This window comes from Alteromonas sp. G4i13 (assembly GCF_054960505.1).
Genome location: NZ_JBHNYX010000001.1, coordinates 43,510 through 69,163 on the forward strand (window position 1 = coordinate 43,510; position 25,654 = coordinate 69,163).

The following is a 25,654-nucleotide window of genomic DNA, read 5'->3' on the forward strand; positions in this document are numbered from 1 at the left end:
AGATCAAGCGAAGATCTGATAAAGCACAACAGGTGTAATTAGGTATATCCAAATGAGCACAACATTTTCAACTGATTCGACAGCAAACGCCACCCCTTTAACACTTGATAGCGCATTATCTGCGCAAGTCCATGTGTTGGGTGACGCACTCAGGAGCAAAGGTTGGACCGTATCGAGCGCCGAGTCGTGTACGGGCGGAGGAGTTGCTTTTGCTTTTACCAGTGTGGCTGGCAGTTCTGATTGGTTTAACCAATCCTGGGTGACGTACTCTAATGACGCAAAGCGAAGCGTTCTGGGCGTAACAGAACAGACGCTAAAAGAGTACGGCGCGGTGTCGAAGCAAACGGTGAAAGAAATGGCTGAAGGCGTGCGCCGTAACAGCGGAGCGCAACTTGTTGTAACGGTTAGCGGCATTGCCGGCCCTGGCGGTGGCAGCGACGCAAAACCGGTGGGCACTGTGTGGTTTGGCTTTTTATGTGGGCAGCACGAAGCGCAAATCAAACAGGTTTTCAGCGGCAATCGCGACGAAGTACGTCAACATGCTATTAGCTTTGCCATTACTCAGTTAATTAAAATGTTGAGTGAAAATTAAAAACACTGGTTGAAACTGTATGCTTGTACAGTATAGAATGTGATCATTATTTGGTAATTTCATAAAAAATATGGAAAACACCAATACAGAATTTAACCGCAAATCCTAGAGGATACATACGTGGACGATAACAAATCAAAAGCTTTAACCGCCGCAGTTGGCCAAATTGAAAAGCAATTTGGTAAAGGCGCTATCATGCGCTTAGGCGATAACCAAGCCATGGATATCGAAGCGATTTCTACTGGCTCACTTACCATTGATATCGCTCTAGGTATAGGCGGTTTGCCATGTGGACGTGTTGTTGAAATCTACGGACCTGAATCATCAGGTAAAACCACGCTAACACTTCAAGTTATTGCTGAAGCCCAGCGCAAGGGTAAAACCTGTGCTTTCGTTGATGCTGAACACGCCCTAGACCCGGTATATGCTGAGAAACTTGGCGTAAACATCGACGAACTATTGGTATCTCAGCCTGATACTGGTGAGCAAGCGCTGGAAATTTGCGACATGCTTGTACGTTCAGGTGCAGTAGATGTTGTTATTGTTGACTCGGTAGCGGCGCTTACACCTAAAGCAGAAATTGAAGGTGACATGGGTGATTCTCACGTTGGTCTTCAGGCGCGTCTAATGTCGCAAGCGTTGCGTAAGCTTACTGCAAACATCAAGCGTTCAAATACACTGTGTATCTTCATTAACCAAATTCGTATGAAGATTGGTGTTATGTTTGGTAACCCGGAAACCACTACTGGTGGTAACGCGCTTAAGTTCTATTCTTCTGTTCGTCTAGATATTCGCCGTATTGGAGCAGTGAAAGAAGGCGATGAGGTAGTAGGTAACGAAACTCGCGTTAAAGTAGTGAAGAACAAAGTTGCACCTCCGTTTAAGCAAGCTGAATTTATGATCCGCTACGGCGAAGGTATCAGCAAAGAAGCTGAGCTTATTGACCTTGGTGTTAAGCAAAAGCTAGTTGATAAAGCGGGTGCTTGGTACAGCTACAAGGGTGACCGCATTGGTCAAGGTAAAGCGAACGTGATGAAGTTCTTAAAAGAGAACCCTGAGATTGCAAACGAGATTGAAACTAAGATCCGCCAAGAACTTTTGCTTTCTAAAACAATGAAAGCAGAGGAAGCGGTACCTCAGCAAGAAGACGATGTGCTTCCTGAGTAAAATTAGCGCTTAACCGCATATTAAGAACCCACCGTTAGGTGGGTTTTTTTATGGCTTCATCAAAGAGTATATTAAGAAATATTTACTAACACTTAATGCAAGGCTGAAACTTGTACAACAAATAAAAACAAGGAATGCTGTAATAAATATTTGTAAGTACAGACTACTAGGATGAAATAGCTATCGCAGCCTAAGCTGGTTAAGTACGCTAAAACAATTTTAAACAAATAGAACGGCATAATTTGCGGCTACAGCAAAGCAAGCCTACAACAATAATGAACGGTGCTACTGTTCACACGTGAGAAGAGGGAAGGGAAATGATTGAAATATCAGGCCTTGCTAAGCGTTTTGAGGTGGAGAACCCAAAAAAGCTTAGCGAACAGGAAAAAAAGGACCCGCGATTAAAAGGGCGCTATTTCCAGTCGGTAAGGGATGTGTCGTTTACTTGCGAAAAAGGACAAGTACTTGGTTTATTAGGGCCAAATGGAGCAGGTAAAACAACTACACTTCGCATGCTTTCAACAGCACTCAAACCTGATAGCGGAAAAGTTATTATTGGTGGTGAGGATGTGCTTACTAACCCTAATATTGCCCGTAAAAAAATTGGCTTTTTATCTAGCTCAACGGGCCTTTATGGTCGTTTAAGTGGCCGAGAGAATATTAGCTACTTCGGTGAGTTGCACGGTATTCCAAAAAATGTGATTAACGCGCGTATTGAAGAGTTAGCTGATTTACTCGATATGCAAACCTTCCTTGATAGACGAGCCGAGAATTTCTCATCAGGGATGAAGCAAAAAGTTTCTATTGCTCGCGCTGTTATACACGAGCCTGAACTAGTGGTGCTTGATGAACCCACAACCGGACTTGATATTATGGCAACGAGTACCGTGATGGAATTTATTCAGCGCCTTAAAGATAAAGGTACCCCGGTTATTTTCTCTACTCACCACCTTGATGAGGTGCAAACCCTTTGCGACAAGGTGACCGTGATTAACCAAGGTGAAACGGTATTTAACGATTCGCTAGCCGCCTTTAGCGCATTGTCTGGTAATGACGGGGCTGGCGGGCAAATGCATAAGAGCTTCCTAAAAACACTATCAATGGATTCTGAGGAGATGGGTCATGTGGTTAATCTTTAAAAAGGAATTCAAAGAACTATTACGGGATAAGAAAACCATCATATTCATGATTGGTTTACCGCTTTTATTATTCCCAGCTATTTTCGGTGTCGCGTTCTTTTTCATGAGTTCAGCGGCGGATAAAGCGGAAAATAAAGTACTGAAATACGCGATAGTTGGTGAAGCGTATGCGCCAGCAATTGTTCAGTCTTTTAACGACGCATCAGATAAATTCGAATCGGTTGCGATTGGCGATGAGGCTGACTACGCTAAACTCATCAAAAACGAAACACTAGATTTTGTTTTGGTTATTCCCGAAACCTTTGATAGCGATGTTTTGCGTTCAGGTCAGCATAAAATTGAGCTTTATCTCAACGATGCTGGTCTAAATAAGGTGATGGGGCGCGTATCCGACATCATTGATGAATATACCGATGCATTCCAACAAACAGCTTTTGCGCAGCTTAATCTAGATGAAACTCAGCAAGAGGCCTTGCTAAAGCCAATCAAGATAGAAAAGCAAAATGTCGCCGACGATCGCGAAGTGTGGGGTGAACGCTTAGGCGGTATGCTGCCATATTTCATCTTCATCTTGTGCCTTCAAGGCGCTATGGCCCCAGCGGCTGACTTAGGTGCCGGTGAGAAAGAGCGAGGTACATTAGAAACACTACTTATATCGCCGATAGACCGTCATAAGCTGGTACTGGGTAAATTCTTTACTATCGCTACTGCGGGTATAATTACTGCGCTTATTACCGTTTCTTCCATGGCTATATGGGGACTGGTGTTATCGCAAGGCATGGCCGTTGAGTTTGTGGTTAAGATCATGTCGATGATTGGTCTTGTGGACTTCCTGCTGATCTTTCTAATGTTGGTGCCAGTGGTGGCAGTTTTCGCCGCTATTCTACTATCACTTTCAATTTATGCTCGCTCGTTTAAAGAGGCGCAAAGCTACATGGGGTCACTGATTATGGTGGTTATTTTCCCTGTAATTATAGCCATGATGCCGGGTGTAGAGCTTAAAGGCGGCTGGGTTTGGGTACCGCTGACTAACGTTGCTTTGGCGATGAAAGAACTGTTCAAAGGCACCATGGACTACTTTGCGCTGTTTGGCATATTTACGTCTACCGCAGTGATTGCAACCGGATTGATTTTCTTCTGTATCCATTGGTTTAACAAGGAAAAGGTCCTGTTTAGATAACAAAACTGCTTACCTAGCATTCTTGTAACAAGCCCGCTAAACGCGGGCTTATTCTTTATTGAAGCAAGGTTTTTTTATGTGGTGGACAAAATTGATACTCGAAGTGCAGGTTCAATACGTTTTAGTTTTGTGTTTACTACACTTCAAAGTCGATACACTTGATAATTCCCTCCCAACCGGGAGGGATTTTTCCTTGAAGTACATAAGAATAGGCCAGCAACTCGGCAATTACATAATACAGCGATTCAGGGATATCTTGCCCCACATCAAGGGTAGCGAGGACTTCGCTTAAGTAAGGGTCTTCGTGAATTAATATCCCGGTTTCTTCAGCCATGGCAATGATGGCTTCTGCCAAATCTCCATAGCCTTTGGCAACCACTTTCGGCGCATTTTTTTTATCGCCTCCGTCATATTTTAGGCCAATAGCGCGCTTTGTTTTTTGTGAATCAGTCATAAATTCCTCATCTACACCCTGGTTTCAAAGATCTGATGAGGGCGTGAGCTTAATGACTCTGGTATGTGTCCCCGTTGGTAACTGGTGTTTTCTACAACTAATCCGAGGGAAGTAAGACGATTATGTAAATAGGGTAGGGTATCGCCAATGCGCCTAAGTACTTCATCGTTGGATGCATATAAGTCTAAAGTAATGGTGCTTTTATCAATTTTTGATTTTGCCAAAACTTGTCCGCTATCACCAATGTCCAGCTTCATCGTGATATTCCAAAGAGAACGCTCGCCTGTTTGTGCGTGCTTTTTGTTCTGCCCACCTTGCTCTCGTTTTATCAAGAGCTCTGGCGGACTGTGCTGCTGTGAAAGCGATGGCAAAATGTAATAAAAACTGTCTTGTCCTTGAATACGGCTGTCCACATTAGCAATTTTGTTTTGCTGGTGGCTACTTAACAGTGTCTTAAGTTGAGAAAGCAGCTGTTGTCGGCTGTCTAGCTGGTGCATGTCTTGGCTAACGCGACTTGGTTGAGCCGTTACCCCCATATTCGCCAACGTTTTTGAAACAATAGAGTCGGGCGCATCTATTTGCGCCTTTAAACCAGGTTGACGCTGCATGGCGCGACCCGCTAGTGCCAATTGAACTAAGGCAACCAATCCTTGAACAAAGCTGGAAGCGTTTACGGGAGAGGTTAAGTTTATTGGTGTGGTAACTAGCGCCTGTGTGGATATCAGCTGCTGCAGGCGTTGCGACAATCCTTGTTCATTCATATCTAGCGCTAGTTTCTTTGTTCCGCTTTTTACCACCTCGATAGCACTTTCATTCTCGCCAGCTACGCTCTCATTTGATTTTGAACCCGCTATAGTGGCGTGACTATCTGAAACCACTGGCGCTATTTCTGCCCCTTTACCTTGTGTAGCCGCCAGTTGTGCAGCGATATTGCTCAGTAAACTATTTGATAAGCCTTTGGCCTGTGAGCTTAACGCTTGTGCGAGAGAGGCAAGTGATACAAGCGAGGGTTTACGCCCACTGTCTTTTCCTTGCAGGCCATTATTCTCTGCTGAAGCGGCATCTTTCCCTTCAGTTAATATAGCTTTTGCCGATGCTAGCAGTTGTTCCTTGGGTGGCTTTGGAGGGCCGATAAATTCCCCATTGGATACCTTGGCTTGAGAAGCCTTCGCGTTGAGCGCATCAAGGCCTTTAAGTTGCTGCAAAATTTTATCAAAATGCTGAGCTTCATGTGCTTTAGGCATACCCTGGCTGGGCGGTAATCTTTCATTCTCCACAATAGCTATGAGTTGGTTTAGTGCTTGGTTTGTACTGCCTGTTTGGCTCAGTAATACTCGAGAAAGTGCAGTGATGGCATTGTGAACATCGGTGCCTTTAAGCGATGTGGGAGCCGCTGCCTTTAGGTTTGTAATGGATGAAGAGTCTTCAAGCGAGCTATTTCCCGTGACTGCTTCGAGCCCTTTCGCTGTCGCTTTTGGTAATTGCGAAAGGTTAAGTTTATTTACCTGCTCCTGCGTCAGAGTCGGGGCCGAGAGGGAAGACCCCTTGCTCTGAGGTACAACAATTTGTAATACCGCATTTTGTTGTGATGTACGAATCGAGAGCTTGTTGTCAGTTAAGGTCAACGCAGAAAGCACTTTTAACGCGTTAGTGTCGGCACCAGAACCTTTTAAAAGCGCGTTAAGTCGAGGCGGGTTACTCAAGTTATGCTCAACAGCTACGCCACCTTGCTTAAGTGCGCTGGAAATGAACTGTTGTTGTAAGTTGGTACTTACATTTTTATGAGTCATGGCAGCGAAATTATTGTCGTTGGTTGTTGGGCGAGCGCTTTCATTGGACAAACCTTGAGAGATTTGCAGCGCGATTCCACCGTTGCTAGCTCGGCTTAGTCCTATGACGACCTGTTGTCCAACTAGCTTTTGAAGCGCTGCTTTAGCCGTGCTATCAAGCTTTTCAGTATTAATGTCCGATAGGGGAATAACCTCATTTTTAGCGGTGGTGAGCATGAGTTGCCCAAAATTTTCACTCTTTGTAGAAATAGAAAGTTGACCTTTAAGCGTAACGGCGGCGTTATTTGCAGCAAGAGCTTGTGCCACGGCTTTCAGTAATTCAGCTTTTTCGGGCGCAGACAATGACACGCCTTGTTGAGACAAGCGTGTAGAAAGCAGCACTGCAGACTGAGTGTTTACCTGACTTTGAGAAGTATTTTGAGCACTTTTCGCTTCTGGGCCTGAGATATGATCAGGGGAGGTAGGCAAAAGTGCAAGCTGCGCATTATTAATTGCTTGGTTAGAAAGCTTAGCGCTGACTTCTGCGGGTAAGGCAACGTTGAGTACTTGAGCTGCTGACGATACATTTTTTGGTGTCACCGTTATCGATAGCACTCGTTCAGGTAAGCGTTCAACTATTACTTTCGCGGCATTATCTAAGGTGGCTGCCTGCGACAGCGCAGCGTTGGCAATAGCGGGAGAAGTACTTCGACTCGCCCCTTGAGTAGCGGCATCAACATTTACCTGTGACGGTAAAGATGTAGGGGAAGTCGTGCCCGTTGACTGATTCAGAGTCGCTGCCAATAGTGATGATAATGGTGTTGTCATAATTAAGATATCGGCACAGTCGCGCTTTTCCTTACTTATTTGAGTATAGCAAATTTGACTATAGCAAAGTGCTTTGAGGCTGTTTCATCATTAATAAGTGCTCATCGATAACGTACAGCGAAACCATTCGTTCTTAAGGCAGATGAACAATTTATTTTTGCGCAGAAAGACAACTCACCCTTGTTCTACTGGCTCTGTGGAAAAATGCCTTTGTCTTTGAAGTAAATCATATTTAATTGGAATTCGCGACTGCGAAAAAGCGTTCATGTGGTAGACTAGCGCCATTTTTTAAAACCTCTTTTTTAGGTTGGAGTAGCCAAGTAGTGTTAGAGGCGTGCGGATTAACGTGCAGCAAACGAGATAGAACCCTTTTTGAGGGGCTTTCACTGGTTGTTAATACTGGTGAGTTGCTGTACTTGCGCGGCCCTAACGGTGCAGGAAAAACCAGCTTACTTCGCATATTAACTGGGTTGAGTGCACCTGAGTCGGGCGCCGTTTTATATAACGGTGTAAACATTTCCGAAGACAAGACCGGCTATTATCGCGATCTTTTCTATTTAGGACATAAGAGCGGTACTAACGGCAGCCTTTCAGCCTTGGATAACTTATCATTTTGGTTAGCCCAACACAGTATATCGGTACAAGAAAATACGCTGTATGACGTCTTGGCAAAAGTAGGGTTAGTTGGGCTTGAAGATGTGCCTGTTAGGTATTTGTCGGCAGGTCAACAGCGTCGTGTGGCGCTATCAAGACTATGGCTTAAGCCAGCAAAGGTGTGGATATTAGACGAACCGTTTACAGCGCTTGATGTAAAAGGGGTTCACTTACTTGAAACAAGTATGAAAGAGCACGTTAGACGCGGTGGTCTTATTATTACCACTTCGCATCAAACACTGTCAGAAAATGCTGGGGAACACCGCGTATTTGACCTGGAGTACCGCTTTTAATGTCACTTTACCAAGGTATTTTTAAACGCGACATGCACATTGCGTTCAATCAAAAAGCGGAATTGGTGCAACCACTGATGTTTTTACTCATGGTGGTAACCTTATTCCCTTTAGGTGTAAGCCCTTCTCCTGATACCCTTCAGCGCATTGGACCGGGGGTAATTTGGATTGCGGCAATTTTGTCATCACTTATGGCAATGGAAAGACTGTTTCGCGATGACTTCCAAGACGGTTCGCTAGAACAGTATATGCTCTCTGGTCTGGCATTGCCGGCGGTGAGCGCGGTGAAGGTAGCTGCCCATTGGCTGGTCAGTTTTGTGCCTTTATTATTGCTTTCTCCACTGCTAGCGATGTTTTTGAATCTAACGGTCGATATGTATATCGCCCTCGTTTTAACATTGTTGCTGGGAACGCCATTACTTTCTTTAATTGGCGCCATTGCGGTAGGACTTACCGTTGGATTGCAAAAAGGTGGGGTGCTGTTGGCATTGCTACTTATCCCTGTCTTTATTCCGTTACTGATATTTGCCACGTCGGCTGTGGATTCTGCCGCACTGCAATTACCTTATCATGCGCAACTTGCTATTATTGCCGCCATGCTTTTATTGGCTGCGGCATTGGCACCGTTTGCCATCGCGTATTCTTTAAAAGTGAGTCAAAACTAATGTGGAAGTGGTTACACCCCTACGCGAAGACAGAGCGCGCGTATCAGCTCTGCCTAACTTTACAGCCTTGGTTTTGGGTTGGTGCTTTAGTGTGTCTGAGCATTGGCACTGTATGGGGGCTGGCATTTGCGCCTCAAGATTATCAGCAAGGTGATTCGTTTAGAATTATCTATATCCATGTACCTAGTGCAATCTTGTCTATGGGTACTTATGTCGCCATGGCAATTGCAGCCTTGGTGGGTATGGTTTGGCAGTGGCGCACCGCTTATATGAGCATGATTGCTATGGCGCCTATCGGCGCAGTAATGACGTTTATCGCTTTGTTCACTGGCGCCGCGTGGGGCAAGCCAATGTGGGGCGCTTGGTGGGTGTGGGATGCACGCCTAACTTCAGAGCTTATTCTGCTTTTCTTGTACATGGGCGTGATTGCTCTTTACGGTGCTTTTGAAGATAAACAGCAGGCGGGTAAAGCCGCAGGCGTGATGGCGCTGGTGGGCGTAGTAAATATTCCTATTATTCACTACTCGGTAGAATGGTGGAACACGTTACATCAAGGCGCGACCATTAGTAAATTCGACAACCCTTCAATTGCCCCTGAAATGCTGTGGCCGTTGTTAATTAACCTGCTGGGCTTCGCTTTTTTTATTGGAGCTGTGACCACTGTACGATTACGTAATGAGATTGTGCTTAGAGAGATGCACAGGCCTTGGGTACAAGCCTTGGCAGCAGAGAAAGTGTCGAAACAGACCAGCGGCTCACCTAACGGTAATTTAAAAGAGGGCAGTTAAGATGCAGTTTGAATCCTTTGCCGATTTTTTAAATATGGGCGGCTATGCATTTTATGTATGGCTTTCTTTTGGCGTTACCTTCTTAGCAATGGGCATTATCGCTATTCAGAGTTTTAGTAAACATCGCGACCTTTTAAAGCAGGTAGTGGTGGAAAAAGAGCGCAAAGCGCGGATTAAACAAGCGCGACAGCAACAGCAAGACAGCATGTAGTATTAATGCGAAAAGTGAACTTAGTATTCATTTGCGTTTTTATTGTTTATTAGTTTTTTCGAAGAGAGAGTTGCATGAACCCGAGACGAAAGCAGCGACTAGCCGTAGTGGGAATTATCGGTTTTTTAATAGTAAGTGCAATTGGATTGATGCTTTACGCCCTAAACGACAGTATTGACCTTTTTTATACGCCAAGTGAAATTATTGAAGGTAAAAACGGCCAGAAACCGCAGGTTGGCCAGCGTCTTCGTATAGGCGGTATGGTGGTACCTGGCAGTGTAAAAAGGGATCAAGAAAGCTTAGCGGTGAGCTTTGACCTTATCGATACTGGCCCAACAGTCACTGTGACTTACACCGGCATCCTTCCTGATTTATTCCGTGAAGGCCAGGGCATTGTAGCAACGGGTGTACTCACTGGCGCGAGCAACATAAAAGCGCAGGAAGTGCTAGCTAAGCATGACGAAGAGTACATGCCGCCAGAACTTGCTGAAAAAATGAAAGGCATTAAGCATGTAAAACCTGAAAATATGCCAACGTATGAGTCGTCAAACGGCGCCGGGAGCAAATAATCTATGGTACCTGAAATTGGAAATATTGCGCTGACGCTTGCGCTAGTGCTCTCTATATTATTGGCCGTTTATCCGCTATGGGGGGCTCACCGTCAGCACGAAGCGTTAATGGCAACCGCCAAACCACTGGCAATCGGCTTATTTACCTTCACGCTTATCGCCTATGTATGCTTAACCTACGCCTTTGTGACTGACGATTTCAGTGTGGCGTATGTTGCCCAGCATTCAAATAGTCGACTTCCTATTTATTATAAAATTACCGCCGTGTGGGGCGGCCACGAAGGCTCATTTCTTCTGTGGGTGTTGATGCTTTCCATATGGACAGTAGCAGTGGCGATATTCAGCAAGGGTATTCCTCTTGCTATGGTTGCAAGGGTGCTGTCGGTGTTGGGAATGGTGGGCATCGGTTTTTACTTATTCATGCTGCTTACCTCAAACCCGTTTAACAGCATGCTGCCGTTTTTCCCGGTAGATGGACGAGATCTTAATCCACTGCTGCAAGATTTTGGCATGATCATTCACCCGCCTATGCTTTATATGGGCTATGTTGGCTTTTCTGTCGCGTTTGCTTTTGCAATTTCAGCACTAATTTCAGGTCAGCTAGACTCAACCTGGGCACGCTGGTCAAGGCCCTGGGTCATTTCTGCTTGGGCGTTTCTCACCGTGGGCATTGCGCTAGGTAGCTGGTGGGCGTATTACGAACTTGGCTGGGGTGGCTGGTGGTTCTGGGACCCAGTAGAGAACGCCTCTTTCATGCCTTGGCTGGTCGGTACTGCGCTAATGCACTCGCTAGCCGTAACCGAAAAGCGAAAGGCGTTTAAGTCGTGGACCGTACTGCTTGCAATTGCCGCATTTAGTTTGAGTTTACTTGGCACCTTCTTAGTACGTTCTGGAGTGATTGTTTCGGTACACTCGTTTGCAAGCGATCCTACCCGAGGCTTATTTATACTGGGAATATTGATTGTACTTAGTGGCTTTGGCTTGCTGCTTTACGCTATGCGAGCAGCTTCACTTAAAAGCCCAGGCCGCTATCAAGCGTTTTCCCGTGAAGTGTTGTTAATGGGTAATAACGTCTTTTTGTGCGCAGCAACACTAGTTGTATTGTTGGGTACACTACTGCCACTTGTACATAAAGAGTTAGGCCTAGGCAGTATTTCTGTAGGCGCTCCGTTCTTCAATCAAATGTTCACCTTATTGATTGTGCCATTCGTACTAATGCTAGGTCTTGGCCCGCTCACGCGCTGGAAACAGCAAAAAGCCAGTGAATTACAAAAACAGCTATCAATCGCTGGCGGTATTGCACTAAGTGCAGGTGTGTTAGTGAACTTTGCCTATGATGAACCAACCTATATGGGCGTTTTAGGCATGGTGCTGGTGTTTTGGATTTTAGTCACTACAGTGCAAGAGGTGTTGCAGCGTCTATCGGCAATGCCATCAAGTAACAGTGACAATGCATCGGTGCTATCTAAACTTCGCAAGCTTACGCCAAGCCACTGGGGAATGGTGCTGGGCCATGTGGGTTTTGCTATCTGCATTATCGGCATTACGCTGGTTTCAAACTATGAAATGGAGCGCGATGTGCGCATGGACATCGGCGATACCGTTTCTCTTGGCGGTTATGACTTTAGCTTTAGAGATGTCGTCAAAGTCCAAGGTCCGAACTTTGAGGCGGACAAAGGCGTATTCGACGTTTATCAAGACGGTGAATTAATCGCGCATCTAGAGCCTGAGAAGCGTTTGTATATAGTACAGCGTATGCCGATGACTGAAGCCGCTATTCACTCAAATCCTATAAGAGATTTATTTATCGCTATGGGCGAGCCTTTAGACAATGGCGCATGGGCCATCCGTATTTATATTAAGCCATTTGTTATCTGGCTATGGGCGGGCGCAGTGGTTATGGCTATAGGCGGTATCTTCTCTATTAGCGACAAACGTTACCGTATGGCTAAAGTAAAAAAGATCAAACGTGTATTTGGTGGGAAAGGTAAAAACGACGCTGAGCAATCTCATGGTCAAGTATCCACTCCATCAAATGCGTCAGTGAAAGGAGGCGCATAATGAAAAAAGCACCACTCGTTGCTATTCCGTTAGTGTTGTTTTCTTTGCTGGTCATTTTTCTGTTTAAGGGGCTTTTTTCTGACCCCAGAGAGTTAGATTCTCAGGTTCAGGATAAGACGTTACCTGCATTCTCACTGCCAGACCTGATGAAGCCAGAGGTGACCTATACGCCTGAAGATTTAAAGGGCAAGGTCACCATATTAAATGTATGGGGTGTATGGTGCGTGACCTGCGCTGTTGAGATGCCGTATCTCACTCAGCTAAAGAACGAACAAAACGTTCACATTGTGGGTTTGTATTTTGATCAGGACTTAGACCCAGACTTTGGCACAAAAACACTGAGCCGTGTTCAGCAAGAAGTTACCGACATGCTCAGCCGTTACGGTAACCCTTACGCGTATAATATTTTTGATGTCTATCGCGATACGTCGCTCGACCTTGGAGTAACAGGAGCGCCTGAGCACTTTGTTATCGACGCTGAAGGAATTATTCGCATGCACCACATAGGCGATATTAACGAGCGTGTTTGGAACACCAAAGTTGGCCCGCTATACAACAAGCTGGTGGCAGAAGCTTCTGGCAAAACAGGCAATGACAAAAAGGTAGATGTGGATGCAGTGATGGTCTCAGAGCCTAACTTGTCGAACACGCTTAATGAAAAAAATAACCAGAGCACCACAAGTGCACAGGGAGGGGAATAATGATGTTATCGAAAACTTCCTCTCACAGTCTCGCGAGTTTGAAAGCCATTGCCCTAAACGTTTTAGCACTGCTGTTTGTGCTTAGTGCTTTTTCGGTAAGTGCGGTTGAAGATAAGTTTTCTTTCGACACGCCAGCTCAGCGTGAAAGCTTTTTAAAGCTTACCGCCGAATTACGTTGCCCTATGTGTCAAAACCAGAATATTGCTGATAGCGACGCCATGATTGCCCATGACATGCGCCGAAAAGTGTACGCGTTACTAAAGCAAGGCAAAACAGAGCAAGAAGTGATTGATTTTATGAAGTCACGCTATGGTGATTTTGTGCATTATCAACCGCCAGTTACAGCTGCGACCTTGTGGCTTTGGGCTGGCCCTGTTTTGTTTATTTTTATTGCCCTAATTGTGGTGATTCGCCGCAAATCGGTAACACCACCAGAAGATATGGCCGCTAAGTTAGCTAAAGCAGATGAAATGTTGGAGCGAGAGAAAGAATGAGTTGGTCTGAGTTTTATATTATTGTTTCAGGCTTAATTACGCTTGTTCTACTAATTGTCGCTTTCCCATGGCTGCGTAATAAAAGTCATGCAAAACAAGACAGTTTAAGCAATACGCAAATTGTTAAGCAGCGCCTTGCTGAACTTGATCGTGAAGTGCAAGAAGGGCTCATTAGTGAGCATGACAAACGACAAGCCGTTGACGAACTAAAACTAGCGCTGGTAGATGAAAGCGCATTTCAATCTCATAAAACGGGTAATGCAAAGCTTCCGCTCGCGATTGGCGCCGTGCTTGCGATAGCCTGCGGAGTGATTGTATATGCGCAGGTAAACCAAATGGGTCGTGTTGCCCAGGCAGCCCAAGCTATTGAAGCGCTGCCCGAGTTGAGTCAACAGCTTGCCAGCGGTAATGCGAATAACCTGACTCAACAAGACATTGCTAGCCTTGCTCTCGCTATTCGCCAGCGTTTGAGAGAAGAGCCAGAAGATGACACGGGATGGATGTATTTTGGCAGATTGATGCTGAGTATTGGTCAAGAAGTGCAGGCCATTGAAGCTATTGATAAAGCGGTAAGTTTGGCGCCGTCTAACTCTGCTAATCGCATTACGCTTGCTCAGGCCTTGATGACCACAGGGGATGTAAACAACTTAGAACGTGCACAATCTATCTTATTGGGCTTGCTAAACGACAATCCAGCAAATGATAATCTTGCGTTGATGATGGCGGTGGTCTCTGCTCAACTTGGCGACCTTGAAAATACTCAGCGTTTTTATAAGCAAGTTGAAGGCAAGTTGCCAGCAGATAGCGACATGGCGCAGCGTTTAGTTGCGCGTATAAAAGAGCTACAAGGGAATGCCAGTGTAATGGCAGCACTACAAAATACAGCTGCTGAAATTACTGATACATCAACAGCGCAAAATGCCAGTAGCGAAGCGAAAAATGCTAGTAGCGAAGCTCAAAGTGATAGCAGCGAAGCGCAAACCGGCTTTAATATTACGGTGAATTTATCTGACGACGCTAATACAAAAGCGCCTAAAGAGGGTTTTCTGATAGTTTTCGCTCAAGACGCAAACTCTGACAACAAAATGCCCGCTGCTGTAGTTAAACTGCCCATAGAAGACTTCCCTGTTTCCGTTACTCTAACCACAGAGAACGCAATGATGCCACAATTCACGCTAGCAACACTGTCTGATGTGGTGGTTACCGCAAGGCTATCTAAAGATGGTAATGTGGCAGTTGCAAAAGGCGAATGGCAAGGCAGTGTGAGCGCAAGCGTTACTGCCAACGAAATATCTTCACTAAGCGTTATTATTGATAAGGAATTATAAGTATGGAACTGTCTAAATCACTCGCCACTGGGTTGATTATTGCCGCAAGTCTTTTAGGTGGCTGTGCGAGTAACCATACTCAAGATCAGGCTCAAGCGTATTCTCAAGACACTGGGGCGAGCGCGGCTGTAGTGGATACTTCAGACCCCCGCGACCCGTTCGAGCCGGTTAACCGTGAAATCTGGGATTTTAACTGGGATGTGTTGGATGCCTATATCTTACGCCCAATAACGGTTACCTACGTGACGGTAATGCCTCAGCCTGCGCGAACTGGTTTGGTGAACATCACGGACAACCTACAAGAGCCTGCTAACTTTTTGAATAATATGTTTCAAGGTAAGGTTGATGATGGCTTAGATAGCATGGCACGTTTTTTAATTAACACCACGGTAGGGTTAGTTGGCACGTTTGATGTTGCGTCTAAAATTGGTATTGAGCGTAAACGTGAGCAGTTTGGTGAGACTCTGGCTGTGTGGGGATTAGATACCGGGCCTTTCTTAATGCTGCCGTTTTTAGGCCCAAGCGATCCGCGAAGCTTTACCGGTGATTATGTCGACGGTTTTGCCTTTCCAATGTCGTTACTTGAAGGTTCTGTAAACTTAGCGCGTATTGGTATTTCGGTACTTGAAACAAGAGCCCAATTACTTGATCAAGAAGCGCAGCTAGAGCAGTCTGTTGATGACTATGCTTTTGTGAAAAATGCTTATTTTGAGAATCTAGAATTTCGCGTTACTGACGGTAAAAGCGGCGATAAAGCCATTGATGATGAGCAGCTAGACGACTTTGCTGATTTTGAAGCGATGTTGGAAGGCAATGACTTTGATAGCTATGAAGAAGCGTCAGAAGAAGCAGTCGAAGAGTCTATAGATTCAGAAGATGCGTCAGCTGATGACAGTGAGAAAACTAAGCTAAAAGAAAAAGACGCCAAGTCGGAAGATGGCAAATAGAGAAAGAGTAATAAATAAAACGATGTTGGATAAAGTTCGGGGCAGGGTTTAGTTATTATTATCTAATCTCACCTTCAACGTCACTCCAGCCATATATGCGCCGCATAAAAAAGCCATGCTCAACAGCATGGCTTTTTAGTTCTGGAAAGTTGAACAGACCTATCGGCAGCGTTCAAATGCAAAACTAGTCCTTTGGATAGCCCATTGGGTTTTGCGACTGCCAATTCCATGTGTCTGCACACATGTCTTCTAAGCCTTTTTCAGCATGCCAATTGAGTTCTGTGGCTGCCTTAGTAGGATCGGCGTAACAGGCTGCCACATCACCGCTTCTACGCGGAGCAATTTTATAAGGTACAGTTTTACCCGAGCCTTTTTCGAAAGCTTTGATCATTTCGATTACTGAATAGCCCTGACCTGTTCCAAGGTTGTACTTATCTAAGCCCATATTGAGGTTCAAGCGATCAAGTGCTTTCAAGTGACCGTTGGCTAGATCGACAACATGGATATAGTCTCGAACACCTGTGCCATCAATTGTATCGTAGTCGTCACCAAACACGCTTAGTTGCTCTAGCTTACCGGTAGCAACCTGAGAGATATAAGGCATTAAGTTGTTCGGAATACCGTTGGGATCTTCACCGATTTGGCCAGACTCGTGTGCGCCCACCGGGTTGAAGTAGCGAAGTAATACAATGTTCCAGTCATTATCGGACACATAGAGATCACTAAGCATATGTTCAACCATAAGCTTCGACATACCGTAAGGGTTTGTCGGGTGGCCTGTCGCCATATCTTCACGTAGGGGTAGTGAAGCAGGATCGCCGTAAACCGTAGCAGAAGAACTAAACACAATGTTCTTTACGTTGTGCTTTTGCATGGCTTTACATAACGTTAGTGTGCCATAAACATTATTTTCATAGTAAGAAAGCGGCTTTTGCACAGACTCGCCAACGGCTTTTAAGCCCGCAAAGTGAATAACGGCATAAATGTTATGCTCGCTGAATATGTCATCTAACACGGCGGTATCGCGAATGTCACCTTGAACAAACGTAACCGTCTTGCCTGTTAATGCTTCTACGCGACGAAGTGATTCAGCACTTGCGTTTGCAAGGTTATCCAATACTACAACACCGTAGTTTTGTTCAAGTAACTGTAAAACTGTGTGACTACCTATATAGCCTGCACCACCAGTGACTAAGATGGTCTTCATGCATTCTCCTTGCTAGACGGTTGCGCAATGTATTTAGCGCAGATGGAATATTGAATAGGTTTTACAACCAATGGATAAACTAAAAATACCACAAAAGCCCACAGTAACGAGGTCCAATTTGACGCGGTTTGAAGAATAAGTGCGAATACGGGGACAATGACGAGTAATTTTAGAACATTCAGTAAGGTTTTCTCTGGTACAGAAAGGCGCTTTGCGGCCTGGTCGAGCAATTTAACGCGCTCTGTCAATGGAAGACCTTGTAAGGCAGGAATGTCTCTTGTAGAAAAATAAAACTTCATAGGTTTATGAAAAGCCCTTAATAAAAAACCGCCGGAACGTTACGTTGCGGCGGTTATTGTAGGGTAATTGGTCAGCACTTAAAACATGCTAACAATAAATTACGCTTTTTGTTCAATGCCTGCTTTTTCCCAGAAGCGAGATTTAAAGCTCATTAAACCAATCACGATAGCAATGGCAATGCTAAATAGGGCAATTTGAAGATACAGGTCTGGCATTTGCTCTACGTTCTCAGGGTCGAAGTTACCTGAAAGTAAACCAGCAATGATGTTACCAATAGAGTAAGTCAGTACGAATACCCCCATCATTTGCCCTGCGAAACGCTTAGGCGATAGCTTACTTACTGCACTTAGTGCAACCGGGCTCAGGCACAGCTCACCAACAGTGTGTAAGAAGTAAGTGGTAACAAGCCACATAGGCGCAACTTTAAGGCCTTGTGCAGCATATTGAGACGCCATAAACATTACCAAGAAGCCCGACGCCATAATAACGATACCAATGGCACACTTAATTGTGTACGACGGGTCGATCATTCGTTTCGCAAGGTTAATCCAAAGAGCAGCGAAGAAAGGCGACAAAATAATGATAAATAGCGAGTTTGAAAGCTGGAACCATACCGTTGGGATAGCGTCCATCCCAAACCAAGAGGTAAGTAGCGAGCCGCTTTCAAGTACGCGGTCGGTGTAGTTCTGAGCGAATAAGTTGAGTGAAGAGCCAGCTTGTTCGAAACCAGACCAGAAACACGCTGAAGCAACACACACTAAAAACAGCGCCCACATGCGCTTCTTCTCGTTGTCGCTTAGCTGACCTTTGAAATAAATAAAACCAAAGTAAGCGAAGAAAATAATGGTAAATACAACGGCAACTTGTTGAGCAAGAGCTACAGGCTCAATAACGATAGTGCCCATGTGCGCAAGCACAATTACCACAACAGCAAGTGCAACCACAGCCCATACGCCCATCCATGCGCGCTGTTTAGCTGCACCTTGATATGGATTTGCAGGAGCAACAGAATCAGCCGATAACGAACGGTTGCTGAAGTAATACTGAATTAGGCCGATTGCCATACCAATGGCAGCTGCTCCAAATGCGTAGTGCCAGCCCCAATTTTCCTGTAAATAACCGGTAACTAAATAGGCAATAAGTGAACCGATATTTATGCCCATGTAGTACAGTGCATAACCACTGTCACGACGGCCATCGTCGTCACCATATTGCTGGCCAACCATTGCTGAAATGTTAGGTTTAAGTAAGCCAGTACCTGAAGCAACAAGGATAAGGCCGACAAAGAAAAGGTTTTGCAAGTCTATGGCGAGTACCACGTGGCCTGCGAAGATAATAATACCTCCGTACCATACGGCGTTCTTACCACCAATTAAGCGGTCCGCTAACCAGCCGCCCGGTAAACCTAGGAAATATACCGCACCTGTGTATAGGCCGTAGATAGCGCCAGCGGTTGCAACAGTAAAACCTAAGCCTTGTGTCTGTAAGCTCGCGGTCATGAAAAGAACGAGTAGCGCGCGCATTCCGTAATAACTCATGCGCTCCCACATTTCTGTAAAGAATAGCGTTCTTAGGCCCCCTGGATGGCCGAAAAAGCTAGTATCGTTAGATGGTTTCATAATTATATTTTAATTCCATATTGCTTATGGTTGTTATTGTAGAGCACTTATAGGATAGGCTCTTTGATAGTAGTCCGTAAGGCGGATAGCTTCTTATACTAGAGCTTGCTTAAAGACACAAGATTTGGGCGACAAACTTCATTAAAGCTGTGTCAATCGGCTAAGTCTTGTACGACTTAGCCGATTGAATAATGATTTGCTAAAGAGATGGAAGCACTAAAGCTCGCGGATAGTAGCTACTATAATTCGCACTATTCCATAGATAAGCAACAATGAAACACCAAACAGTACAAGGTTGTAAATTACGGTGGGGTAAGCATTGTCATCTGGAAGGGTAGGCGATTCTACTGTTACCAAATGTTGTAGTTTTTGATATGCCTCTACTCGCGCATTTTCTAAAGTAATCAGCGATGAAGAGTACGCTTGAATGGCCAATTGAAGCTGAACCTGAAGGTTACTGTATAGCGCCATAAGCTCACTTACAGACAGTGCCTCACTTTCTCCTTCAGCAGTACTAATTCGCTCCTTCTGCTTTTCTACTTCTTTTTGTAGTGCAGCTATTTCACGCTTAATGTTAATCACTTCTGGCGCGACGTTAGACATCATGGTCGACATAGTGCTCAGCTCAGCTTTTTTCTGGGCGAGGGTTGCCTCTAATGAAAAAGCGATTTGCTGAAACGCTGCACCTTCGGCAGTAGGGTCGAGCACGTTGTATTTGGATTGAAAGGCTAAAATTTCAGTTTTTGCTTGTTGAAGCTTTTGTTCAACAATCTCATGTTCACCTTTCGCAAAAGTAAGCTTTGATTTCGCTAAGTTGTTATTGATGTTATTAATAAACTCTTCCGCTTTATCAACAATAGCTTGGTTTATTATTTGCGCATATTCAGCGTCGAAAGCGCGAGTTCGCAAACTAATGACAGAAGACGCCGAATCCACGCTAACGTCAATATGGTCTAGATAGAACTGGTAAAAGTCTTCTTGCTTATGTGAAGACGACAAACCGCTAAACATATCAGCTTTGTCCGACATGTAGTGCTCACGAAGCCCTATGGTTTTATCGAGATACTTAATCATGTCGGCAGATTGAATGTAAGCTTCAACAAGCTGACTTTCTGTACCACCTGACGCGCCTGAAACACCGGCTGCCATAAGCAGGGATGAAGGGTCGAAGCTGCTGCCGCCGTCACTTGACTTAACAATAAGTTGGCTTTTACTTTCGTACTGTGGCGCAGCCCATAGAACAAGGTATACGGCGTAAAGTACCCATGGAAGTACAAGCAAGAGCATCTTGTGCTTGCTGAGAAGGGCATTGAGCTGTGTAAGAGATTTTTCCACTGTGATTTGAACCTATTTAAGTGATTTCTTATTGTCTGCATCCTGCGTATAAACGTCGATGCCTTCTTCGAGATCGTGATAATAAGTAAGTTTGCCTTCATCTATGATAACGGCAGACGTACAGAACTCGCGGATTTGGTCGAGTTCATGGCTAACCATAATAACGCCCGCTTGTTCACTTTTTTCTTTTAGCGACAAACGTGCTTTTTTTCTGAATAGCGGATCGCCCACCGAGGTTGCTTCATCGATAAGGTAAATATCAAAATTGATATTCATACAGCACGCAAACACGAGTTTGGCGCGCATACCTGAGGAGTATGTGCGCACGGGAAGGTCGAAGCGTTTACCTAACTCGGCAAACTCTTGCACTCGCTCTTCGTATTCTGTAAGCGATTTGACGTTGTTAATTCGGCCCACAAAACGCGTATTTTCTCGCCCTGTCATTTGTGGGTGAACACCTGTTTGAAGCGCTACAGGCCAAGACATAGATTTGTTGGTTAAAACGCGCCCTTTGTCAGGGTATTCACTTTTCGCTAGCATTCGGAAAAGGGTGGATTTACCTGCACCGTTTTTACCTAAAATTGCGACATTATTTTCCGTTGGGAAATCAAAATTCAAATTTTTGAAAATATATTGGGGGCCCATTTTACTGGGGTAGCTCTTAGTTAAATTCTCAATTCTTATCATCGTGACAACACCTTCTTCCATGTGATGTGATACATCGAAAGACTTAGAAAGAGAAAAATAATGGTAATCTCAATTACAAAACCTAATGAAACACCATTAGTGCCATAGGATTCGAAACAAGCGTAACGAGCTAGTTCATTAAAATGAACAAGAGGGTTCCAAGTTAAGTACGGCCAATATTCTTCGGGTAAGTCTTGAAGGCTGAAAAAAACGCATGAAATAAACATTAGTGGGCGGGTAAGCATTGATTTTATCTTATCCACTTCCGGCACGAATGCGGCAGCGATAGCAAAAATCATCCCTATGGATATTGAAAATACCCACAAAAGAAGAAACAGAGATATCAGCAGCAACGGGTCATTTACCGTAAAGGTCTCGCCCATCAGGTAAAGCGCAAGACATAGTAATGCGACAACCACTACCTTTACTGAAAACTCGAGGAAGCCCGCTGTGAGTATCGCTGAAATAGGTTGAACCTGTCTGAACGCATAGAGCGGCTTATTTCTGCGCACAGAAGTTGATACTGACTGGAGGCATGTAGTTAAAGACTGCAGCCCGACCATTCCGATCATCATAAACAGAAAAAGAGGAATAGAGTGGATATCATCGCCGCTGATCAGTCCACGAAGGTATGACAGCGCGAAGATAAAGGCAAAGGGCTCTAAAAATGCCCATCCCAAACCAAATTTATCGTTAAATTTACTTTGAAGCTCGCGCAGGAAAAGCGCGAATATCACGCCTCTCCATGCGTAGAGCTGGTCTTTAAACGTTACCATGTTTAATTAGTAGCTACGTTGGCTGCAATAGCAATTTGATAAACAATTTGAGTAATGTCTTTAACTGCTTGCAGTAGCTTGGTATCGATAGCAGGCAATACGATGATCTGATCGCCTGGTTCTAACTTACTATCGTTGCTTGCTAGGAATGAGCTGTTGATGCTAGTAAAGGTAACATTACCATTCTTACGAACAATAAGGATTCGTTCGTCTTCAGCACGTTCAGTGAAACCGCCCGCCCAAGCAACATAATCTTCAGTCGTGGCTTCTGGGTTAAAGACTACTGACTGAGGAAGTAACACTTCACCACCTACGTGCACTAAGTCAGTTACCTCTGGGATGACAATGGTGTCATTCGGTTCTAGCAGAATGTTTGCGATATCACCATTTTCAGAAACTACGACTCTGCCTTGAGGCTCAATTTGGCGAGCACGTGCGATAAAGTCAGCGACAAGCTGAGCTTCTTGGGCACGGATGGCTCCTTCACCCGTAGAGCTAATGGGAGCGGTATACATGCTCCGCTCAAGACGCTGAAGACCTTCTTCGATGATTTCTTTTTGCTTTACAGCAACGCTTTCTCTTAACAGATAAATGTTCTGGGTATCAGAAAGGGCTGTATCTGATTCGATGTGATCTAGTACATCGATAAGGCGTGTGCCTTTATCAACCATAATCTGAGAGGCACCAGCAAATGCGCCAGCCACATTAATGCGATAGATTTGGGGCTCGTGGTCAGCAAGGTATTCAACCGTGTCGCCTGCACTTAGTTCAAGTGAAGCAAATTCATCCAAACTCAAGTAGCGAGCAAACTGTTTGTTATTTCGAATACCAGATACCGAAGCATGGGAGGAAAACTCACCTGGTCGCGCAAAGTAATTCACCACGCCGCCGTTCAATTCTTCGTTAAGAAACTCAAAGGTGAAGCTATTTCGAGCGCCTGTTTCAACGACAATAGTGTTGCCAATTGGGTGCACTAATATGGTATCGCCATCTTTAAACGACATCTGAGGCAACTTACCATTTCTGAAAAATGCATATAAATCGGCAGTAGCAACGACATTACCATTGCGCACTACGTCTATCTGTCTAAAACTTCCGCGCTGAAAATCAATACCACCGGCGCGTTTTAGGTAATACAGCACGCTATCTGAGGCGAGGCCTGCATATTGACCTGGTCTTAGCACCGGGCCAGAAACAAAAATTGACACGGGCGTTGACGTAAGGAGGTTTACGTAAACATTTACATCGTTTGTATAAACCTGTCTGATTTTTGCAGTAACGGTTTGATTTACACTGCCAGCAGGTGTATTTGCAACACGGATAGGACCAATGTTAGGAATAAAAATATTGCCTTGATTATCAACAGTTACTACATCTGAAAAGTTAACTGCGCCCCATAGCCAAATTGAAATTTTATCGCCCGGTGCGACCAGATAGTTGTCATTAAGGCCTGAGCTACGCTCTGATTCAAAACCACCAATAAATAAATTGGCTGCGAACGGAGGATTCTCCATAGGCGCTTGCGCAGGGAAAACGGTATCTATTGTCGGTTCGCCAGGCAAGTTCACACCATTGCGGGGTTGGGTTGAAAATTGACCCATGGTGTTCGCAGAACTGCTAGCGCCTGGAAGCGTTCGCTGGGTTGAAATACTCAGTGGCGATACGGACTGATTAGCAATGCCGCTACTCTGGCTCTGCTGAGCTCTTTCTCTTAATTGCTGCAATTGTTCCACGCTTTGCGCGCTTGCAGTGCCAACATAAGCGAAAAGAAGTGACGTTGCACAAGCCGCTAGCGTCAGGCGCTTTAAAGTTTTTTTGATGCTGGTTGACTGCATTTATCTATTCACCTTGCACTGTTGCCGAAGCTACTAAGGGAGTAATTACTCGCCATTGACCGTTTCGCTGACATGTCGTCATTTTACGCTGAATATCAGAAGACGCTGTTTCACCGTCTTGTAAAGAAAATCGGATACATTTATTGCCTGTAGCGGATATATAGTGCTTCAAGGACTCGTATTGGTGGCCATTGAAGCGTATTGAAAATGATTCCTGCGTATCATGATAAATGTTGGCTTTTGGAATATTTATTGCAAGCTCTTTGTCCGGTGCAAGGGAATAAGCAAGAGAAGAATGCACCAAAGGAATGTCAGCCTTAGTGGCGGTAGGAGTGTTAGAACACCCAGCTACGCCTACCGTAACTACGATAGGTAAAATTAGACGAGATAATTGTTTGAACATTAGCTTTCATATCCATATAGCAATTTCGCGCTAGGATAACATAAGTTTTAAAAAAAGCATGTTCGCTATCGCAGTTGCTGAATTGTCTGAGTCTTCACCAAGACCGCAATATAGAAGACAAGTTCATATCAATAGTGTAACTCGATATGTTTTTGGCATTGCAAAGATTGGAAACTGGAAATAGACGAGTAAGTTAACAGGTTAAAGGAATAAAGAAGTTATTCAATCGTTACAACAGAAGCTGAGATAGTTCGAGAGAGGCGGCGAGAAGACGCACAACAGGTTCTCTTTTTAGCGGTGATTGAGGTTATTCTCGCAACAAATGAGTTTTTGACACGTTTTGATACGTTATTTATGCATGAAGGGTGGTTACTTAGACAAATGTTTTATATTATATCGAAGTTTTCTATCCGCATACTCATAACAAGATGCCCTCATCGCGCTGGAAGAAATGGAAGTTGTAAATAAATGGAAGCAACATTTAGTTTTTTATCAAAATTTGCATGTGTATTGACAGAAACTACTACAAATAGCTGTGTTTTTGTCGGTAACGCGAGGTTGTGTGTTTTATGCTAGCTTATTTGCAGTTTGTCCCGCTTTTTACTGCATTTTTCGTCGCCCTTATTCTCTTGGTGGTCATGACGCCTTTAGCGCATCAATTTGGTTTGGTTGACCAGCCATCAGCGCGAAAACGTCACGCCGGAATTGTACCTCTAACAGGTGGTGTGGCTATTTTTATGGCCGTGCTTGTTGCCAGCGTCGCGACAGATGTGTGGATGAAAAACAATCCTCTGTTTTTCACCGCATCAGCATTTGTTGTGTTACTTGGTATGCTAGACGACCGTTTTGACCTGAGTGCCAAAGGTCGCCTTATGTGCCAATTTGGTGTTGCAGCAATCATGGCATGGAGCGCGCAAAACTATATTACATCTTTGGGTAATATCTTCGGAACAGGTGAGGTATTTCTCGACCTAGGTGGGTATTTCTTTACGATCATTTGTGTGGTCGGTGTCATAAATGCGTTTAACATGATAGACGGTATTGATGGATTAGCCGGCGGTATGAGCCTTGTTATTCTGTTAACAGTTGCGGGCTTTTTGATCTTTACTGGTAACGGAGCCTCCATCATGGAGCCGCTTATCATCGTTGCAGCTATTGTTCCGTTTCTTGCTTTTAATTTGAGTTGGAAAGGGTTTAAAGGCAATAAGATATTTATGGGTGATGCTGGCAGTATGTTCGTTGGGCTCACTATCGTTTGGTTGCTTGTTGATCACACTCAAGGTGAATCTGCCGCATTTAGACCCATTACTGCGGTGTGGTTAGTCGGACTTCCATTAATGGACATGGCCGCGATCATGTATCGCCGTGCACGGAAGGGGCAATCAATGCTCAAACCTGACCGTCAGCACCTTCACAATATCTTTATGCGTGCAGGGCTTAGCAGTAGAAAGTCACTTGTTGCTATCCTTTTGCTCGGAGCATGTTATTGCTTAATCGGTATATTAGGAGAAGTCTATCAGGTAGCTGAAGCCGTCATGTTCTGGGGCTTTATTGGACTACTCGTCGTGTACAGTCTTGTTATCCAACATATTTGGAGTGTACTGCGCTTTGTGAAGCGATTAACCGCATAGTTTGAGTAAAATCGTGGCAGG

The 25,654-nt window shown here is 44.7% G+C and carries 25 protein-coding genes; 15 read left to right on the top strand and 10 right to left on the bottom strand.

The genetic code is table 11. From position 1 onward, the window contains the following. Nucleotides 1–52: 52 nt before the first annotated feature. The 4 genes from ACFI6J_RS00200 to ACFI6J_RS00215 all read left to right on the top strand — a co-directional run bounded on the left by ACFI6J_RS00200 (nt 53) and on the right by ACFI6J_RS00215 (nt 4,078). Nucleotides 53–592: a CinA family protein gene (locus ACFI6J_RS00200; RefSeq protein ID WP_156086020.1), complete on the top strand. Its 540-nt coding sequence runs from the start codon at nt 53–55 to the stop codon at nt 590–592. A 120-nt stretch (nt 593–712) separates the two neighbouring features. Then, nucleotides 713–1,759 carry a recombinase RecA gene (recA, locus tag ACFI6J_RS00205; RefSeq protein ID WP_014948506.1) on the top strand — a complete coding sequence of 349 codons (1,047 nt, stop codon included), beginning with the start codon at nt 713–715 and terminating at the stop codon, nt 1,757–1,759. Between the two features lie 317 nt (nt 1,760–2,076). Next, nucleotides 2,077–2,898 carry an ABC transporter ATP-binding protein gene (locus ACFI6J_RS00210; RefSeq protein ID WP_156086021.1) on the top strand — a complete coding sequence of 274 codons (822 nt, stop codon included), beginning with the start codon at nt 2,077–2,079 and terminating at the stop codon, nt 2,896–2,898. Beyond that, complete coding sequence (locus ACFI6J_RS00215; RefSeq protein WP_156086022.1) at nt 2,882–4,078, top strand: ABC transporter permease; 1,197 nt, start codon at nt 2,882–2,884, stop codon at nt 4,076–4,078. Before ACFI6J_RS00210 ends, ACFI6J_RS00215 begins: the two co-directional genes overlap by 17 nt. Nucleotides 4,079–4,214: 136 nt before the next feature. Here the strand turns inward: ACFI6J_RS00215 and ACFI6J_RS00220 are convergent, their stop codons facing one another. Next, a complete protein-coding gene (locus ACFI6J_RS00220; RefSeq protein ID WP_156086023.1) occupies nt 4,215–4,532 on the bottom strand; it encodes an EscU/YscU/HrcU family type III secretion system export apparatus switch protein in 318 nt (105 codons plus the stop codon). A gap of 11 nt (nt 4,533–4,543) precedes the next feature. Then, nucleotides 4,544–7,129 (bottom strand): flagellar hook-length control protein FliK, encoded by a 2,586-nt coding sequence (locus ACFI6J_RS00225; protein ID WP_197044390.1) that lies wholly within the window; start codon nt 7,127–7,129, stop codon nt 4,544–4,546. A gap of 323 nt (nt 7,130–7,452) precedes the next feature. Here ACFI6J_RS00225 and ccmA point away from each other — a divergent pair, with 323 nt between their 5' ends. The 10 genes from ccmA (at nt 7,453) to ACFI6J_RS00275 (ending at nt 15,840) form a co-directional block, all read left to right on the top strand. Next, on the top strand, nt 7,453–8,076 hold the full coding sequence (ccmA, locus tag ACFI6J_RS00230) for a cytochrome c biogenesis heme-transporting ATPase CcmA (protein WP_043959982.1): 624 nt from the start codon (nt 7,453–7,455) through the stop codon (nt 8,074–8,076). Next, entirely contained in the window at nt 8,076–8,741 is a 666-nt protein-coding gene (gene ccmB / locus ACFI6J_RS00235; protein WP_012517453.1) for a heme exporter protein CcmB, read from the top strand. The genes ccmA and ccmB overlap by 1 nt, the downstream gene beginning before the upstream one ends. After that, nucleotides 8,741–9,529, top strand: a complete 789-nt coding sequence (locus tag ACFI6J_RS00240) for a heme ABC transporter permease (RefSeq protein ID WP_156086024.1) — start codon at nt 8,741–8,743, stop codon at nt 9,527–9,529. The genes ccmB and ACFI6J_RS00240 overlap by 1 nt, the downstream gene beginning before the upstream one ends. A gap of 1 nt (nt 9,530) precedes the next feature. After that, a complete protein-coding gene (gene ccmD, locus ACFI6J_RS00245; RefSeq protein WP_156086025.1) occupies nt 9,531–9,740 on the top strand; it encodes a heme exporter protein CcmD in 210 nt (69 codons plus the stop codon). Between the two features lie 74 nt (nt 9,741–9,814). Then, nucleotides 9,815–10,309 (top strand): cytochrome c maturation protein CcmE, encoded by a 495-nt coding sequence (gene ccmE / locus ACFI6J_RS00250; RefSeq protein WP_156086026.1) that lies wholly within the window; start codon nt 9,815–9,817, stop codon nt 10,307–10,309. Between the two features lie 3 nt (nt 10,310–10,312). Then, nucleotides 10,313–12,370, top strand: coding sequence for a heme lyase CcmF/NrfE family subunit (locus tag ACFI6J_RS00255; protein WP_156086027.1), 2,058 nt, complete (start codon nt 10,313–10,315; stop codon nt 12,368–12,370). Next, nucleotides 12,370–13,071 carry a redoxin family protein gene (locus ACFI6J_RS00260; protein WP_156086028.1) on the top strand — a complete coding sequence of 234 codons (702 nt, stop codon included), beginning with the start codon at nt 12,370–12,372 and terminating at the stop codon, nt 13,069–13,071. The genes ACFI6J_RS00255 and ACFI6J_RS00260 overlap by 1 nt, the downstream gene beginning before the upstream one ends. A gap of 2 nt (nt 13,072–13,073) precedes the next feature. Continuing rightward, a complete protein-coding gene (locus tag ACFI6J_RS00265) occupies nt 13,074–13,565 on the top strand; it encodes a cytochrome c-type biogenesis protein (RefSeq protein WP_156087318.1) in 492 nt (163 codons plus the stop codon). Next, on the top strand, nt 13,562–14,893 hold the full coding sequence (gene ccmI / locus ACFI6J_RS00270; RefSeq protein ID WP_156086029.1) for a c-type cytochrome biogenesis protein CcmI: 1,332 nt from the start codon (nt 13,562–13,564) through the stop codon (nt 14,891–14,893). Before ACFI6J_RS00265 ends, ccmI begins: the two co-directional genes overlap by 4 nt. A 2-nt stretch (nt 14,894–14,895) precedes the next feature. Further along, entirely contained in the window at nt 14,896–15,840 is a 945-nt protein-coding gene (locus tag ACFI6J_RS00275) for an MlaA family lipoprotein (RefSeq protein WP_156086030.1), read from the top strand. Between the two features lie 184 nt (nt 15,841–16,024). Here ACFI6J_RS00275 and galE read toward each other — a convergent pair whose 3' ends face one another. The 8 genes from galE to ACFI6J_RS00315 form a co-directional block, all read right to left on the bottom strand. Continuing rightward, complete coding sequence (gene galE / locus ACFI6J_RS00280; protein ID WP_156086031.1) at nt 16,025–17,047, bottom strand: UDP-glucose 4-epimerase GalE; 1,023 nt, start codon at nt 17,045–17,047, stop codon at nt 16,025–16,027. Then, nucleotides 17,044–17,346 carry a DUF6170 family protein gene (locus tag ACFI6J_RS00285; RefSeq protein ID WP_014997537.1) on the bottom strand — a complete coding sequence of 101 codons (303 nt, stop codon included), beginning with the start codon at nt 17,344–17,346 and terminating at the stop codon, nt 17,044–17,046. Before ACFI6J_RS00285 ends, galE begins: the two co-directional genes overlap by 4 nt. Before the next feature lie 99 nt (nt 17,347–17,445). Next, nucleotides 17,446–18,966, bottom strand: coding sequence for a peptide MFS transporter (locus ACFI6J_RS00290; protein WP_156086032.1), 1,521 nt, complete (start codon nt 18,964–18,966; stop codon nt 17,446–17,448). A 216-nt stretch (nt 18,967–19,182) separates the two neighbouring features. Then, a complete protein-coding gene (locus tag ACFI6J_RS00295) occupies nt 19,183–20,301 on the bottom strand; it encodes a capsule biosynthesis protein (protein WP_044556744.1) in 1,119 nt (372 codons plus the stop codon). A gap of 12 nt (nt 20,302–20,313) precedes the next feature. Further along, complete coding sequence (locus ACFI6J_RS00300; protein ID WP_156086033.1) at nt 20,314–20,988, bottom strand: ABC transporter ATP-binding protein; 675 nt, start codon at nt 20,986–20,988, stop codon at nt 20,314–20,316. Beyond that, a complete protein-coding gene (locus tag ACFI6J_RS00305; protein ID WP_014997541.1) occupies nt 20,985–21,764 on the bottom strand; it encodes an ABC transporter permease in 780 nt (259 codons plus the stop codon). The genes ACFI6J_RS00300 and ACFI6J_RS00305 overlap by 4 nt, the downstream gene beginning before the upstream one ends. Nucleotides 21,765–21,766: 2 nt before the next feature. Further along, complete coding sequence (locus tag ACFI6J_RS00310) at nt 21,767–23,599, bottom strand: polysaccharide biosynthesis/export family protein (RefSeq protein ID WP_156086034.1); 1,833 nt, start codon at nt 23,597–23,599, stop codon at nt 21,767–21,769. A 4-nt stretch (nt 23,600–23,603) separates the two neighbouring features. Next, the gene (locus ACFI6J_RS00315; RefSeq protein ID WP_014948528.1) at nt 23,604–24,002 is read right to left on the bottom strand and encodes a hypothetical protein; all 399 of its coding nucleotides are present in this window, start codon (nt 24,000–24,002) and stop codon (nt 23,604–23,606) included. 569 nt (nt 24,003–24,571) lie between these two features. On the opposite strand from ACFI6J_RS00315, the gene wecA reads away from it, so the two are divergent. After that, entirely contained in the window at nt 24,572–25,633 is a 1,062-nt protein-coding gene (gene wecA, locus ACFI6J_RS00320) for a UDP-N-acetylglucosamine--undecaprenyl-phosphate N-acetylglucosaminephosphotransferase (RefSeq protein ID WP_156086035.1), read from the top strand. Nucleotides 25,634–25,654: the final 21 nt, after the last annotated feature.